The organism is Paenibacillus sp. SRL342 (assembly GCF_984798905.1).
Genome location: NZ_OZ481790.1, coordinates 6,536,021 through 6,552,208 on the forward strand (window position 1 = coordinate 6,536,021; position 16,188 = coordinate 6,552,208).

At 47.8% G+C, this 16,188-nt stretch carries 16 protein-coding genes and 1 riboswitch; of the genes, 1 reads left to right on the forward strand and 15 read right to left on the reverse strand.

The window, feature by feature from the left end; translation table 11 throughout:
* Positions 1-42: 42 nt before the first annotated feature.
* The 12 genes from glyA to AC4E8D_RS29090 all read right to left on the reverse strand — a co-directional run bounded on the left by glyA (position 43) and on the right by AC4E8D_RS29090 (position 13,599).
* Positions 43-1,290, reverse strand: coding sequence for a serine hydroxymethyltransferase (gene glyA / locus AC4E8D_RS29035; RefSeq protein ID WP_017691928.1), 1,248 nt, complete (start codon positions 1,288-1,290; stop codon positions 43-45).
* A gap of 41 nt (positions 1,291-1,331) precedes the next feature.
* Complete coding sequence (locus tag AC4E8D_RS29040) at positions 1,332-1,925, reverse strand: TIGR01440 family protein (RefSeq protein WP_490205573.1); 594 nt, start codon at positions 1,923-1,925, stop codon at positions 1,332-1,334.
* Positions 1,926-2,066: 141 nt separating this feature from the next.
* A riboswitch (ZMP/ZTP riboswitch) is annotated at positions 2,067-2,148 on the reverse strand.
* A gap of 96 nt (positions 2,149-2,244) precedes the next feature.
* Positions 2,245-2,817 (reverse strand): low molecular weight protein arginine phosphatase, encoded by a 573-nt coding sequence (locus tag AC4E8D_RS29045; protein ID WP_221821825.1) that lies wholly within the window; start codon positions 2,815-2,817, stop codon positions 2,245-2,247.
* Between the two features lie 58 nt (positions 2,818-2,875).
* Positions 2,876-3,436: a manganese efflux pump MntP gene (locus AC4E8D_RS29050; protein WP_221821826.1), complete on the reverse strand. Its 561-nt coding sequence runs from the start codon at positions 3,434-3,436 to the stop codon at positions 2,876-2,878.
* Positions 3,437-3,611: 175 nt separating this feature from the next.
* Positions 3,612-4,784, reverse strand: coding sequence for an L-threonylcarbamoyladenylate synthase (locus AC4E8D_RS29055; protein WP_260632812.1), 1,173 nt, complete (start codon positions 4,782-4,784; stop codon positions 3,612-3,614).
* Positions 4,785-5,048: 264 nt separating this feature from the next.
* Entirely contained in the window at positions 5,049-5,708 is a 660-nt protein-coding gene (spoIIR, locus tag AC4E8D_RS29060; protein WP_221821828.1) for a stage II sporulation protein R, read from the reverse strand.
* Between the two features lie 726 nt (positions 5,709-6,434).
* A complete protein-coding gene (locus AC4E8D_RS29065) occupies positions 6,435-7,655 on the reverse strand; it encodes an FtsW/RodA/SpoVE family cell cycle protein (RefSeq protein ID WP_221821829.1) in 1,221 nt (406 codons plus the stop codon).
* A 227-nt stretch (positions 7,656-7,882) separates the two neighbouring features.
* The gene (locus AC4E8D_RS29070) at positions 7,883-9,103 is read right to left on the reverse strand and encodes an FtsW/RodA/SpoVE family cell cycle protein (RefSeq protein ID WP_221821830.1); all 1,221 of its coding nucleotides are present in this window, start codon (positions 9,101-9,103) and stop codon (positions 7,883-7,885) included.
* Positions 9,104-9,188: 85 nt separating this feature from the next.
* On the reverse strand, positions 9,189-10,073 hold the full coding sequence (gene prmC, locus AC4E8D_RS29075; RefSeq protein ID WP_221821856.1) for a peptide chain release factor N(5)-glutamine methyltransferase: 885 nt from the start codon (positions 10,071-10,073) through the stop codon (positions 9,189-9,191).
* A gap of 24 nt (positions 10,074-10,097) precedes the next feature.
* Positions 10,098-11,165, reverse strand: a complete 1,068-nt coding sequence (prfA, locus tag AC4E8D_RS29080; RefSeq protein ID WP_076209786.1) for a peptide chain release factor 1 — start codon at positions 11,163-11,165, stop codon at positions 10,098-10,100.
* A 670-nt stretch (positions 11,166-11,835) separates the two neighbouring features.
* Positions 11,836-12,936 (reverse strand): redox-regulated ATPase YchF, encoded by a 1,101-nt coding sequence (gene ychF, locus AC4E8D_RS29085; protein WP_017691917.1) that lies wholly within the window; start codon positions 12,934-12,936, stop codon positions 11,836-11,838.
* 192 nt (positions 12,937-13,128) lie between these two features.
* Complete coding sequence (locus tag AC4E8D_RS29090) at positions 13,129-13,599, reverse strand: GNAT family N-acetyltransferase (protein ID WP_237177396.1); 471 nt, start codon at positions 13,597-13,599, stop codon at positions 13,129-13,131.
* Between the two features lie 214 nt (positions 13,600-13,813).
* Between AC4E8D_RS29090 and AC4E8D_RS29095 the strand changes: the two genes are divergently transcribed.
* Positions 13,814-14,248 (forward strand): hypothetical protein, encoded by a 435-nt coding sequence (locus tag AC4E8D_RS29095; RefSeq protein WP_221821832.1) that lies wholly within the window; start codon positions 13,814-13,816, stop codon positions 14,246-14,248.
* 82 nt (positions 14,249-14,330) lie between these two features.
* Here the strand turns inward: AC4E8D_RS29095 and AC4E8D_RS29100 are convergent, their stop codons facing one another.
* From AC4E8D_RS29100 to AC4E8D_RS29110, 3 genes are all read right to left on the reverse strand, one after another.
* Complete coding sequence (locus AC4E8D_RS29100) at positions 14,331-14,501, reverse strand: aspartyl-phosphate phosphatase Spo0E family protein (RefSeq protein ID WP_221821834.1); 171 nt, start codon at positions 14,499-14,501, stop codon at positions 14,331-14,333.
* 147 nt (positions 14,502-14,648) lie between these two features.
* Positions 14,649-14,786 carry a hypothetical protein gene (locus tag AC4E8D_RS29105; RefSeq protein WP_307415876.1) on the reverse strand — a complete coding sequence of 46 codons (138 nt, stop codon included), beginning with the start codon at positions 14,784-14,786 and terminating at the stop codon, positions 14,649-14,651.
* A 6-nt stretch (positions 14,787-14,792) separates the two neighbouring features.
* On the reverse strand, positions 14,793-16,136 hold the full coding sequence (locus tag AC4E8D_RS29110) for a transcriptional regulator (protein WP_260632813.1): 1,344 nt from the start codon (positions 16,134-16,136) through the stop codon (positions 14,793-14,795).
* Between the last annotated feature and the right edge of the window lie 52 nt (positions 16,137-16,188).

Sequence of the window (16,188 nt, forward strand, 5' to 3'; positions counted from 1 at the left end):
AATTTATAAAAACTCAAAAGAAAGCAGCATGAGCAAAGTTTTTTAGTATTTAAGATCTGTATAGAGCGGGAATTGGTCTGTCAGTGCAGTTACTTCTGCACGAGCTTCATCCAGCTTCGCTGTATCTTTTGGATTTTTCAGCGTTTTGGCAATGATCTTACCGATCGCTACCATTGCTTCTTCGTTCATGCCACGGGAAGTTGCAGCAGGTGTACCAATTCGAATACCACTCGTTACAAACGGGCTTGTAGGGTCGAATGGAATGGCATTTTTGTTCACGGTAATACCGATGGAGTCAAGCACATGCTCAGCTTCCTTACCTGTGATGTTCACACTGCGTGTGTCGATCAGCATCAAGTGGTTATCTGTACCACCGGATACGATGTTCAATCCTTCAGCGATCAGTGTTTCAGCCAGAACCTGTGCGTTTTTCACAACATTCTGTGCATATGTTTTGAACGAAGGTTGCAAAGCTTCTCCGAATGCTACCGCTTTGGAAGCGATCACGTGCATCAAAGGTCCTCCTTGGGAACCAGGGAATACGGCTTTATCAATCGCTGCTGCCCACGCTTTGCGGCACAGAATCATACCACCACGAGGTCCACGCAGCGTTTTGTGTGTAGTTGTTGTTACGAAATGCGCATGTGGAACCGGGTTTGGATGCAAACCAGCAGCAACCAGTCCTGCGATGTGAGCCATGTCCACCATGAACAAAGCACCTACATCATTGGCGATGGAAGCCAGCTTTTCAAAATCAATGGTACGCGGATATGCACTTGCACCTGCAACGATCAGACGAGGGCGGTGTTTGAAAGCCGCTTTGCGTACTTCATCATAATCAATCAGGAATGTATCTTCCTGTACGCCGTATGCTACAAAGTTATACAGCAAACCGGATGCGTTAACCGGGCTACCGTGTGTGAGGTGTCCACCATGGGCAAGGTTCATACCGAGTACAGTATCACCAGGTTTCAACGCTGCAAGATATACTGCCATGTTCGCTTGTGCACCGGAGTGAGGTTGAACATTCACATGTTCTGCTCCGAACAATTCTTTTGCACGATCACGCGCGATGTCTTCAACGATGTCCACATGCTCACAACCGCCATAGTAACGTTTGCCTGGATATCCTTCAGCATACTTGTTGGTCAGAACAGATCCCATTGCTTCGATTACTGCTTCACTTACGATGTTCTCGGATGCAATAAGTTCGATGTTGTTCTGTTGACGTTTCAGTTCAAGATTCATCGCTTCCAGTACTGCCGGGTCATTCTTGCGCAATTGTTCCATGATTAAATTCCTCCCAAGTATAGTGAAGTAGGTTGAATATGTTAGTCACATAATGTCGAATCTGGTTGTTCTTCCATACGATACACCGCGCGTTCGCCGCCAATCAACTTCGGACGGGTCAACGCTGTGGTTACACGAGCATCTCCAACATAGCGAAGCGCTGTACGATAGGGTACGGCTACATGCCGGAGATGCATTCCAATCATCGCCTCCCCAATGTCCAGTCCCGCATGGGCCTGCACATGTTCAGCCAGGCATGGATCGGTCAGCGAACGATATGCTGCGGATGCCATTGAACCTCCGGCCTTGGGCACGGGTATAGCACCAACCTCGGTCAATCCAAGACGAGTAAGCACAGAACGTTCCATTACCAGCGCACGGTTCAGATGCTCACAACATTGGAATACCGTGTCAAAACCGAATTCCTCCTGCACCTCGCGTATACCCGCAAGAAGCTGCTGTGCCACTTCAATGGCACCACTCGTACCAATCCGAGCGCCTGCGACTTCACTTGTGCTTGTACCGATCACAACGATCTGTCCAGGTCCAAGCTGTCCGGCAAGCGCCAGTTCATGCAGAATAGACGCGGTCTGTTCCTGCAATCCGGGTTGTTCCGAATCTAACTCTATAGTCATCCTATCATCGCCTCCCGATAAAATCATGCCCGCTGTCTCTTGGTTGTCCTTCGTATTCTTGCACGGCATCTCAGGTACTATTATAGCGAATAATCAGATGAAAGACGAAAAAAAGAGCAGTCTGCGGGTAACGCAGAATTGCTCTTTTGCCCAGGCGACCGGCCGTTTGTTCCGGTGCTCCATCGTGGTTATGCCCACTTCGTCGCCAGTTACACCGGATCCCTGTTTTCCCCTTCATCATAAAACAACCCGCGTCTAAAATCAACGGTTAATTTACATCACGTGTCCTATTTCTATAACCCGCCCCGCAGGATCAGATTTAACCCAGCTTATCCAAAAGCCGGTCCAACGCCGTCCGAATCTCAGCTGCAGCTATATTGTAATCATCACGACTTCCCCCAAACGGATCGGAGATGTCGAAACTTGGAATTCGTTGTCTGATCTCAATGGCTCGCTCACGCTCCGATGCCAGGATCTCTTGCCCAAGGGCACGTTTCATTTCAAGCGTTGCAAACAGGCTGTCCAACTCCTGAACATCACTTAATACCTGTTCATCATCCTCCACATATTCTTTCAATGTATAAGTTTTGTGGACTGAATCGGGAAAAACCTGCATGACATGCTGCTTATGACTCCGTGTTAATGTAAGAACCAGATCAGCCCAACCTACCAGGTTAGCGCTAAGCTGTGTGGAATGAGGTGGACCTTCAACGTTATGATCTCTCAGAACTGCTTCAGCATGGCGAGAAATCGGCATACCCGATGTTGCTGCCACACCTGCGGAACGAACCTCTACCTGAATGCCGCGCTCCGATGCCAATTTTCTCAAAAGCCCCTCTGCCATGGGGCTGCGGCACGTATTTCCTGTACATACGAATAAAATATGTTTCATTGTGTTAGCCTCCCCATTTTACATATGATGCGAATGATATGATTACTCACGTTTTATTCTAAAATATAAACAAAAGTCCAAACGCAAGCAAGATTGCGCCACCAATAGCTTCGCCGTAATCCCCAAGATTCTGGCTCACCCGACGGCCTAATAGCAGACCCATAACCGACATCACCCCGCCACACACACCGAAAGCAAGTACGGTCAAGATCAGATCACTGCTAAACATCCCTAAGGAAACACCAACGGAGAACGAATCCACACTTACGCTGAGGGAGAACAACACAACGCCGAGCAGGGAACGGTGGTCCACCAGCTTGGTATCGCCTTCACGGAATGCATTCAGAATCATATGAGCTCCCAGCAAAACAAGCAATCCACCTGCCGCATACGTCGTAATGTCACCGAGCAGGGAGCTGACGTATTTGCCCATATACATGCCGATGAGCGGCATGATGATATGAAACAGCGCCGTTACAATACTGATTCGCAATACATCCCGCAGCCGAATGCCCTTCATGCCAATTCCGATTCCGAGTGAGAACGCATCGAGGCCAAGCGCAATAGCCATGATCAAAATGGTTACAAACTGCCCAACATGGGCAGACACATCCCACATCCCCATACCCCCAAGTCACGTAAAGGTTCTTGTACACGATATGCGGACAAGGACCTAAACATGACCGATGAAAGGCAAACGGCGACGGATCTCTGGTCAGATGCTGGCTTTATAGAATCTTGATTTTGTTTTGGAAAAAGGGTGATTACTCTCCTGACTGTATGATCAGGAGAGATTAAGAGGGTTGCTGGTCGCCAACTTGTATGAGTTGGTTACCTGCAGCCTTGAGCAGCCGATTCATGACGGCTGCTCCCAGCCCTTCGCGTGAGCAGGCTTCAGCCACAATATATGTGGCGCCTTGCTCATCGCAGCTGCGCAGCGCGGCGTATAGCCGGCGCGCTGCTTCTTCCAGCTCGCTGGCGTCACCCAGCGAGAACACGGCATCGGCGCGGTACTGCTCCGCGTGCTCGGCGAACGCCAGCACCGCGGTGCGCTCTCCGCGCTTCGCCGCCTCTGCGAGGGCGGCGCTGATCCAGGCCGCCACCGCTGCGGGCGGCCCCTCCACCACGCACAGCGCCCCTGCGGGTGCGTAGTGCGTGTACTTCATGCCCGGCGAGCGCGGCGCCGGGCTGCCCACGCCATCGGCCCCCTCCGCGAGTAGCGCGGGGTCCGTGGCGACACGGGCGGCAACGGCGGACAGTTGTTCCGCCGTAATGCCGCCAGGGCGCAGGATGGTGACGGTACCGTCGTCACCGACCTGCACAACCGTGGACTCGACGCCCACCCCGGTGGGGCCGCCGTCCACGATGCCGCCGATGCGGCCATCCAGATCCTCGCGGACATGAGACGCGAGTGTCGGGCTTGGCCGCCCGGAGCGGTTGGCGCTTGGCGCAGCAACAGGGCATGCCGCCGCCGCGATTAACTGCAAGGCCACCGGATGGTCCGGCATGCGCACGGCCACCGTGTCCAGACCGGCGGTGACACGCGGTGACACCGCCCCCGGCCTAACCGGCAGCACCAGCGTCAGTGGTCCCGGCCAGAAGGCCGCCATCAGCGCTTCCGCCGTTTCGTTCACTTCCGTGACCAGAGTATCCAACTGGTCACGGTGCGCGATATGCACAATCAGTGGATTGTCGGAAGGTCGGCCTTTGGCGACAAATACAGCCTCCACGGCTGCTGTGATACGCGCATCGGCACCCAAGCCATAGACCGTCTCGGTCGGAAAGGCCACCGTCTGACCTTGACGAATGCAGGCTGCGGCAGCCTGCAAGTCGGCGAGCGCCTGTTGATCGGCGCTCCCCTTTTTCACATCCAACCACTCATTATTACCCAATCCGTGATCGTTCTCAGCGCTCACCAAGACGCGTACATCCCACATCTCAGTGACCAGCTCTCCCGGAGCTTTCATATCACGATCTTCTCTACCATCCCTCATCTCAGAGGTGTGTTGCAATGGTTCGTTTTCTCTGCTCATATATCATCATTCCTAAACTTCAAGTAGGTTAGTTCCTATCCATATTCAATATAAGTAATTATAACATACCTCTCCCGCCTCGGATGCCCTTCACACTTCACTCCACGCATGAGTCTCACTTTAACTTCACCACTAATTCATATTAAAAGGGCAGCTCCCTGAATCGAAGTCGCCCTCTACTGTATTATAAATACGTTGTTATACGAACAAACTAGTCACCCAACTCCATAGTTTCACAGCCATATCCCACAGAAAGAATCTCGCTTCCGGTGTGTCTCCCTGCACAGATGCCTCTGCATCTCCTGGTTCAGCCGCTGCGGCTGATACGGTTGAAGGTTTCGCCAGTGCATCCCCGGTCCCTGCATCAATGAAGCACAACGGCGGGAACAACACACACCACCAGTTCTGACCTTTGCCTTCCCCCAGCGTGATCCGAACCGCTTCATAATCTCCGGCAGGATAGACGGTACCTCCATACAGCTTGGTCGGGAACGGAACGGAACCCAGCTCCACCTGATACTCATAATTCAAACCGCGACTGGCCAACTCTTCTCCTACTCTATTCTCAATCTCGGACAAATGCTCACGAATAACCTTGCGCGCTTCATCCAGACTTTGCGGATTCTCCAGTTCGGCTACCCACTCGCCCATCTGAGCAACGACAGCATCCCGAATCTCACGTTTCACTAATTGATCTCCCGGTGCATCCGAGTTTGCGAGAATACGCAAGCGTATCGATTGTTCAGGAATCGCTGTGGCTGCCACAGCTGCATCCGTTTTCTGACCTTCCCACATCATGATAATCATCATAAGACATACAATAATAAGTCCAATTTGCTTTACAATTCGTCTGTTCATTCCGTTCTCTCCCCCTCGGCTCTCTGATCACGTTGCCTGCAACTCTCTCATGTCTATCAGTATGCCCGGTAGAGACAGAAGTAAACCTAGCATTTACAATAAATCTACTAGAGTTTGTTCAAAAAGTCTGCTTTGATTACGAAGGATGCCCAGCTGCATCATCAACGTCGAATATGAAATTCAGCCGAAATAAGCGGGAGGCTTACGAAGTATGTTTACCAAAGAACCATTTTGATGGCTCACGTAGTTATCCTACGCTCCACTACTCCATTTCTAGCTTCATCCCATCTTCTCGGTACTGAAAACCCAACTTTTTGAGCACGCACTACTAGAATGTGTGTTTAAAACCAGACAAGTTATACAATGACAAAATGTCAGCGTCCAAAAAGCCTTGAAGACTGTACTGGCACTTCAAATCCCCGAATAAGATGCGTCAGGTTCGCTAGCTCATAACTCTTAACTTCTAAGCCCCTAACAGCTGGCACTTGAATCGTCACATCATGCTCAACACACTATTCCCAACTCTTTCAGGTGCGCCTCAGCCTACAGTTGGCTTGAAAACACCTATGCATTGCTTCTCTCATCTCTCATTCACACTTTCTCACCCATCATGTTAAAAAGGTTGATCTGCACCTGGTTACAGGGCAAATCAACCTCTTTATTCCTACGAACGAACACGTTATACGACGTCTCACCACTTTACTTTTCACTACACCGACTCAACAGTTACACAGTACTTTTCTCTTTCTTGAGCATATTCCATAAACGTTCCGACAACCGAGGTTGTTGCTCCCCGATCAGAAGTTCATCCTCCTCTTCTTGTCCATACAACTTAATGCTCATGACTACCCCAATACAAGCCATATTAATAAGCAAAGAGGTGCCGCCGTAACTGATGAAAGGTAACGTAATACCTGTGAGCGGCATCAGCCCGAGGAACGCCCCCACATTCTCAAACACCTGATACAACAACATTCCGATAATACCTACAATGATGACAGGTCCCGCGCGATCTCTGCATGCCAGAGCAATCAGCACCATGCGGTGGATCAGAATAAAGTACAACAGAATCAGTACGGATGCACCAACAAAGCCAAACTCCTCTGCGATCACAACAAAAATGGAATCAGAATACGTATAGGGGACTCGTCCACTCTGAACGGATGTTCCTTGCAAGTAACCTTTGCCGATGATGCCGCCTGAACCAATGGCTAAACCTGCATTTTTCGTATGCCAAGAAGCTTTGGAGGTAGCCTTTTCCGGCACAAGCCAGGGGTCAATACGCTCTGCCCAATGCTCACGTTTTATCTTTTCAAGAAAAGTAAATACTTCATCATGGTAGAAGGTATAGGCTTTAACAAAACCAAAGAACGCCACCCCCACAATCGCCAGTGCAATCAATGCGTGCTTCAGCCTCATATTTCCGATCCAGAATACCGCAGCCAGAATCACCACGTACCCCAGCGCATTTCCCAGATCATTCTGAGCCATAACCAGGGCAAACGGAATAAACGCCCAGCAGCCAATCGGCACAATATCTCTCCAAAATTTCAGTGTGCCTCGTTGTCTCTTCACGATCAAATGGGCGAGGAACAAAATCAGAATCATCTTGAACAACTCTGCCGGTTGAAAAGAAAAGTTCTCGCCCAGCTTCAGCCAACCGTTGGCGTTATTGATCGAACTTCCCAGTACATTGGCCAGGATCAGCAATATAATTCCCAACCCATACAAATAAAACGCATATTTCACGTATAACTTGTAATTCACAAGCCCGATCACTAGCACCGCAATGAACCCGCCCACATAGAAATAAATCGTTTTGACATGATGATTCGCCAGTTTGGCATCTGTCTGCGTTCCGCTATAAATCGCAAATACACTAATAATCATGAGCAGCAGCATGACAAAAAGAATCACACCGTCCATCTTTTTCAGCATTCTCAACATGACTCCGTCCATCCCCCTGAAATCTAACATTCTATGATTTCCAATTGAACTCAATATTACCATTGTATATAATTGGATAATAAAAATGGAAATCCTAACCTCGACAGGAACAAACAAAACCCCGGAGCAGCTACCCAATGTGACTGGGATAGATCTGTTCCAGGGTTTAATAGTTATATCGTTATTTACGCTTATACGCATATATCTTTACGTTCTGTTCACGAGAGTTATTGCTCTTGCTGCGACGGCTTCCGTCTGAACAACTTCATAATCATCTCAGTGATACTGAGTTGTTCTGACGAACCCAGGATATCTTCATTTTCTTCCGTATGCACTTTGATACTCATGACAACGCCCATACTGAGCATGTTGAGCACAAGAGAGGTACCACCGAAACTGATAAACGGAAGGGTGATCCCTGTTAATGGCATCAGACCGATAAACGGACCGATATTAACGAAAATCTGATAGAGCAACATTGAGATAATACCTACAATTAGGTACGGCCCAGCTCGATCCTTGCACTCCAGCGCGATCAACACCAGCCTGTGAATCAGAATAAAGTAGAGTAGCAGCAGTACGGAGGCGCCCACAAAACCGAACTCTTCACCAATCTGCACAAAGATGGAATCGGCATATGCGAGCGGTACTCGATTGGACTGGATTGTCGTACCTTCGAGATATCCCTTACCACTAATCCCACCGGAACCGATGGCTAGCTTGGCATTATAGGTCTGCCACAATACATCTCTGGATGTCTGTTCTGGCACGAGCCAAGGGTCAAACCGCTCAGCCCAGTGAGCACGTCCAATATCCTTGAGGAACTTGGCAACTTCATCATGATAATGAATATAGGCCTGTGTTCCACCAATAAAGGCAGCGATAGCAATCACAAAACCAATCAGTGCATGGCTGAATTTCACATTGCCAATCCACAACAGACCGACAAGAATGACTACATAACTCAAAGCATTCCCCAAATCATTTTGAAGCAGAACCAACAACAAAGGAGGCAAAACGCACAGTGCGATCGGAATGACATCACGCCCGAAGAATAAGGGTCTGTTTTTCTTTCTCGCAAGCAGAGCAGACAGGAAAACGATTAAACACAACTTAAATAATTCCGCAGGCTGCAAACTAAGGCCAAATATGGATAACCAGCCTTGGGCTCCATAATACGTAACACCGAAAAAGTTAACGATGACGAGTAGCAGTAGACCCACACCGTAGATATATAAATAGTTTTTAATAATCACTTTATAGTTAATCATAGACATTCCGAAGAATACGATGAAACCTATAATATAGAAAATCCCTGCCTTTTGGGGATAGGATTCCCATCTCGGACGACCAAACGTTGTACTGTAAATCGATAAAATACTGATACCCATCAGAATAACGAGTATAAAGACAATAGAATAGTCTATCTTTTTAAATTTATGCAGCATGTAATTATGTTCCCCCAAGCATTCAGAAATCTTCGGTATATCTCATTGTAGAGGATTTCACGGCAAAAAGAAAACCCGCGGAACCTTACATTTTCGTCACCTGTTCCGAAGTACGAACACCCAGGACATGCCGCTCGATTCCGGCAAGGTCCGGTACAATGATAATTTCCGGCCAATGTCCCGCCGATTCAAGCAGAGCTGCGATGTCGCGAGCCTGCCCCTGGCCCAGTTCAAAACCAATGATCTGCGGCGGCGCAGGTAGCAGCGCCAACTGCTCCAGCATAACACGGTACGGTGCGAGCCCGTCCGGACCTCCGTCCAGTGCCATGCGCGGCTCATGATCGCGCACCTCTTGCTGTAACCCGGCGATATCCGCCGCCGGGATGTATGGCGGGTTGGACACCAGGATGTCCACCCGTGCCCCGGCGAACGGGGCCAGCAGATCGCCTTCACGGAAGTCGATCTGTACCCCGTTCGCGGCCGCGTTCCGCGCGGCCACTTGCAGGGCAGCCGCCGAGAGATCCCCGGCGCCGACCTGCCAGCGCGGGCGTAGTGAAGCCATCGTCACCGCGATGGCACCACTGCCCGTGCCGATATCGACGGCGAGCGGAGCGCCGTCGGGAAACACGCGGTCGGCTTCGCGCAGCACAGCCTCGACCAACAGCTCGGTCTCCGGCCGCGGAATCAGCACGGCCGGCGTGACCTCAAACGGCAGCCCATAGAATTCCTGGCTGCCGATAATGTATTGCGCCGGCTCACCCGCAGCCTTACGCGTGACGGCGTCCTCCCAGCGGCTGCGATGCTCGCTGGGAAAAGGCTCCGGCTGCATCATGTAATACGCGGCGCCATAAACGCCGAGTACATGTTCCAACAGCAGCCGGGCATTGTTTTGCGGCTCGTACGCGCCGCACTTCTCCAAAAAAGAGGAAGCCTCCACGAAGGCTTCCCGACAGCTCTGTTCCGGCGTCATGACAAACTGCGCGCGGGTCACAGATTATTCTCCTCTATCCATCATCTCAGTCTGCTGAGCAATCGTCAGTGCAGACAAGATATCTTCAATCTCCCCGTTCATGATCTGATCCAGCTTGTGCATCGTCAGACCGATACGGTGATCCGTCACACGGCTTTGCGGGAAGTTGTACGTACGAATCCGCTCACTACGGTCGCCCGTTCCCACTTTACTTTTCCGCTCAACAGAGATCTTCGCTTCCTCTTCCATACGTTTCATATCGAAGATACGTGTACGCAGAACCTGCAACGCTTTTTCCTTGTTGGAGTTCTGTGATTTTCCATCCTGACATGTCGCCACGATTCCCGTTGGAACGTGTGTTACCCGTACTGCGGATTTCGTGGTATTAACCGATTGTCCACCGGCACCACTGGAACAGAACGTATCTACACGGATGTCTTTATCATGAATTTCGATATCGAAATCTTCGGCTTCTGGCATAACCGCAACCGTTGAAGTTGACGTATGAATACGTCCGCCGGATTCGGTTGTTGGAATACGCTGTACACGGTGTGCGCCGCTTTCGTATTTCATTTTGCTGTAAGCGCCACGTCCGTTGATCAGGAAAACAACCTCTTTGAATCCACCGAGATCATTTGTATTAACGTCCATCAGCTCTACACGCCAGCCTTGTGCATCTGCATAACGTGTGTACATCCGATACAGATCTGCTGCAAACAACGCAGCTTCATCTCCACCAGCTGCTCCGCGAATCTCAACAATAACGTTTTTGTCGTCATTCGGATCTTTTGGCAGCATGAGTACACGAATCAATTCGTCCAGTTCCTTCTGGCGAGTGCTCAGTTCGTCAATTTCCATTTTGACCATTTCGCGCATCTCATCATCCAGCTTCTCACCCTGCATTTCCTTTGCAGCTTCGAGATCCTGACTTACCTGTTTGTATTCATTGTATGCTTCATAAGTCGGTTGCAGATCGGATTGTTCTTTGGAGTATTCCCGCAGCTTTTTGTTGTCACTTGCCACATCCGGGTCACACAAAAGCTCGCTCAACTTGTCATAACGGTCGGCTAAAGCCTGTAATTTATCCAACATGTATAGTCACCTCACGCATTATTTTGTCCAAGCACATCACATTTTCAATAATTATTTCAATCCAACATTAATTACATCTATAATCTATATTCCACAACGCACAGGATTCTCAATGAATCCCCTGACCGCAGCATGTATTCACATTCATGTATGATCGACGTATAACATCGCTACAACGTCATCAAATCCTTTACTTTTAAAGTGAAATCAAGAAATCGTGTACCCTGTATGAAACTCGCTTCAGCTCATCTGTTACAGCGCGAATTTTAACGTGGTATACGACTCTTAATTATAGCATATTCTTATGGTTCTGAATAGTAACTGTTCCGACGCGGATGAACTAATTTTTGGTACTGCGAAATTCAATATGAAATTGTTGTTCGATGTTGTTCCGAATTGTAAAATAAACAAAAGCCACGATGCGCTAACATCGTGACTTCTCTAACAAAGGCCGGTGGGCGAACACGGGGAATTTCAATCAGACGAATGAAAAACCACCGGATTGCAAGGCGATCAACCTAATCCGAGGTTTTTTCTTGTTCCGCGCTACTTTCCACGCGCTGCATAAGGCTATTAACCCCACTGCAAAACTCTAAGTCAAAAACCCCACGAACTTCACGAGAAGGTCGCAGGGTCATGTTATTGAATCTACATATAAAGGTGTAACAACTTATACGTTGAAACGGAAGTGCATAACGTCGCCGTCATTTACAACGTACTCTTTACCTTCAAGACGAAGTTGTCCGCGCTCTTTGGCACCGTTCATGGAACCCGCTGCTACCAGATCATCGTAGGAAACCACTTCTGCCCGGATGAATCCACGTTCGAAGTCGGTGTGAATGACACCCGCTGCGCCAGGTGCTTTGGTACCTTTACGGATTGTCCAAGCACGAACTTCCTGTACACCTGCTGTGAAGTATGTGTACAGACCGAGCAATTTGTAAGCCGCTTTGATCAACAGGTTCAGACCGGAATCCTCGATACCGAGTTCTTCCAGGAACATTTGTTTATCTTCGCCTTCCAGCTCGGAGATCTCTTCTTCAACCTTTGCACTGATTGGCACCACTTCTGCATTCTCAGCAGCTGCGAATTCTCTTACTTTTTGCACGTAAGCATTGTTCGCCACATCGCCGATTTCGTCCTCAGCTACATTGGCTGCGTACAGAACAGGCTTCAGGGTAAGCAAGTGCAGATCGCGCACGATCAGAAGCTCATCATCCGTAAGTTCCATGCTGCGTGCCGGCTTGTCATCGTACAGAACAGCCTTCACTCTCTCCAACACTTCTACTTCTTGAGAGGCAGTCTTGTTGCCGCCCTTCATGTTTTTCTTGGAGCGATCGATTTTCTTCTCAACACTTTCGATATCGGCCAGGATCAGCTCCAGATTGATCGTCTGGATGTCGCTCACCGGGTCAATTTTACCATCGACGTGTGTGATGTTCTCATCTACAAAGCAACGTACCACGTGTACAATTGCATCTACTTCACGAATGTGGGCAAGGAACTTGTTACCAAGACCTTCGCCTTTGCTCGCACCGCGAACAAGACCAGCGATATCTACAAACTCAAACGCCGTTGGTACTGTTTTCTTAGGTACAACGAGTTCTGTCAGTTTGTCCAAACGCTCATCGGGTACTTCAACGATCCCCACGTTAGGGTCAATTGTACAGAACGGATAGTTTGCCGATTCGGCACCTGCTTGTGTAATTGCGTTAAACAATGTAGATTTACCAACGTTAGGCAGACCCACGATTCCAGCTTTCAAAGCCATGTATATGACAACTCCTCATTGATTACTTGTTCGGTATGGATAATCCTATACATTATATATGACAAACCTCAAGGCATCAAGGAACTTCGCCAATTCGACCAGAGTCCCATCCGCTTCCCGAAATCCCCGGTTCCTGCGGATAATTCGTTTGGCGCAGATCTTAAGTTTGGCCTAGATTATCTGCTATTAGGTTTACCCTTTAATTTCCTTGTACATCGTTAGATCCGTTACCTCATATCCCATCTTCCGATACAGGCTGCTCGCCCGCACATTATGTCCAAACACATGCAAACCAATGCGATCCACGCCAAGACTCAAGGCCGTCTGTTCAAGCGCCTGCATTGTCTCTGTTCCGTATCCCTTACCACGGTGTGCTTCTTCAACCACAATATCCAGCAAAAAAGCATCTTTCCCGCGACGATTATCCGTGATATTAAACCAGATATACCCCACATTTCCGTCCACAGGGTGCACCAGATTGTAGAGATACGCTCCAGGTGTGTTCAAGCCTTCTGGCAGATAACGTTCATAAGATTCCTCGGCCAGTTGCTGCGCCTCTTCCTCCGCCCAGGTACCTGCTTCTACTTTTTCTTCTGCAAAATCCTTAATCGATCGAATGCGAAAACTCGCATAATCTTCCTGATTCATTGGAGAAAGTTTCAACTTTTTCCCCTCCTTATTTCGAGTGATCTTCATTATGTATGATCTCTGTGCAATCCTTCTTGCACTACTAGTATCTTATTGTATCCTTTTCTCCCGCTTAGCGCATGAAGTAATTCTGACGATTCGAGCTTCAATTTCATATTTATCCATTTTATTTATAACTTTTGATCTCTTCCCATCGTTTATACCTCATGAAGGAAGGGAGTGGATCATATTGAACACACGTAGTCGATTTTCCAAAAAGAAAATTATTATCTTGTCCGCTATCGTCCTCGTGATCGGCATCGTCGCTTTTAGAAGCTTTCTGAATGTAATCGATCCCTTTCGTCACTTAAGGATCACGATCCACAATCAGTCCGACTATGACATCACCAATATTCAGGCTAGCCTGGTCCAAGGCGACAACTCGTTAAACAACAATGAGAGTGGCTCCACCTACGTATTCGATAAGGATATTCCCAGCGGAGCAAACATGAAATTCACCCCGCAGCTGAAACGTTCTGGGGAGGGCGCCGTCTCCTTGGCGTTTACGGACAGCCGCGGAAAAACCTTTAACAAAACGGTTTGTGGTTATACGGAATACTTGTCCGGCAATTCATACGTCACTGTTACCAATGAGAATGTAACTGTGAGGGAAGAATGTATGTAATAACGATACTTCGCTCTGTGGACTTATGTTAAAATATAGGGGCGAGCGACCCGCCAAAGTTTCTCGCCCAAAGTCGATTGAATTATTCAATCGGCTTTTTTATTTTAACCTGATTGTATTGATTAATTAGATCATCCAGGACCATAGATTGCTGTATAACATGAGGATGAAGCAGATCTCCATAGTCCACCTTGAGTTGATAGAGCTTTTGTCTCGCTGCTTCGATCTGCGACTTGAGCTCACCACAATCCATATTCACCCCTCCCTGTTGTAACATTCTAGTCTATTCTGCTAATTAGTAGGAAATCAGGCGAACTCCAACACGAAAAAGCTCCCTTCAAAGTAGACAATTCACCATTCTACTTGAGGGAGCAGCTCATATTAATTTCAGAAACGCTGGTTAACTTCCCATGCCATGGCCATTAGTCGTCATGATTACTGGACGGTCTTTTTCAACGGGGATTGGTTGAGTTATAGGAACAACTACGCCTACTGCGATACTGCATGTAACTATCAATACTGCCAATTTCATCTTCATTCGTCATCAAACCTCCCGAATCATTCTTTTATATCGTAGTTTAGCTTCTTCAACTGCAAAACACCGAAATTCTTCAAATATTTTTATACACTCTAGAACACTATCTTTATTCTTAATTTTAATTACAAAATCCAAACCGTTAAGAATCAACTCAAATCCTCTGTTATAATCTTGATGTTTTAAATAGTATGTACCTAGGCCCACAAGCAAAGTACCATATTGATCATTCGTAAATTGCTCGCTGATTTTTCCAATACGACTGCTCTGTTCTTGGTAGATAAAATAAGAGTCATACGCTTCAAGAACTGAGTCAATGTTGATATCAAACCGATTTGCCGCATTCACAATTGCACATAAAGCAGGGAAGATTTCGTTCTCTCTCTCCGAGATGTAGTTCATATAACTTGGGATAACCTCTGTTTTACCTGACATTAATTCATATAGATAACAGTTGCCTTCTGCCCATTCCTCGAACTGACGAATAACAACGGTTTCCTCGTCACTCGGATTATTTACCCAGCTATAATCGGTGTACATAGATACATATTGAAGTGCCTTTTCATATTCTTCATAGTAGAAACAAGCTTCTCCAAGCGCTAAATATGCGTACAAAACGTAAAAAACAATCTGCTTTTTGGGTTTAGCCTCGGGCTCTTCAGATGTTACCCCTAATTCATAATGGATCATTGCTTTTAGTTTTAACTTGTCAGCAAGATTCTTCACCTTATCCCATCGGCGTAACGAAGCATACACATTAATCAAATCGTTCAATCCATCCAGCTGGTAGTGTTCATCAAGCCGATCTACAAAAAACTCAAACTGCGTTGCAAGTGTAAGATTGCTCAACTGATCCTTGGAAAGCCCGATTGTGAACAAACGATACTGACTTAGAGCCAACCGTTCAGAATGTTGCATTTTCTCACCCTCGGCTACACAAAGGTACAAGGGCTTGGCCGCTTCCAACTTCCCTTCACGATATAACTGTTCAGCCAACTCGAACAAAAGCGGCGCATAGGAAAGATTATCCATAATTAGATTAACGGCTTCTTCCATATAATCGACCTTACCGAGTTCGGCACAACGGTATAAAAAAGGCCCAAGTCTTCGCCAATCCGGGCTTGTATGTACAAAACACTCATTTATGTATAATTCATAGAAGTAACCCTCTGTTAAACCCATCCCGGCAGTTAGTCGATCCAACTGCTGCATGCCTATGGGACGCAGCCCGTTCAGCGTACCACTCAACGTCCCTGAGTTAATTCCCGATATCTCAGAGAATTGATTGAGTGTCATATGGTTCGTTTTTAAGTAGTCTGCTAAATGATCACGTATTGTGGCTACTGAGTTCAAAGGTACACCACCTTTCCAAGCAAAATTAAGCAATGGTCAATAAAATCATACT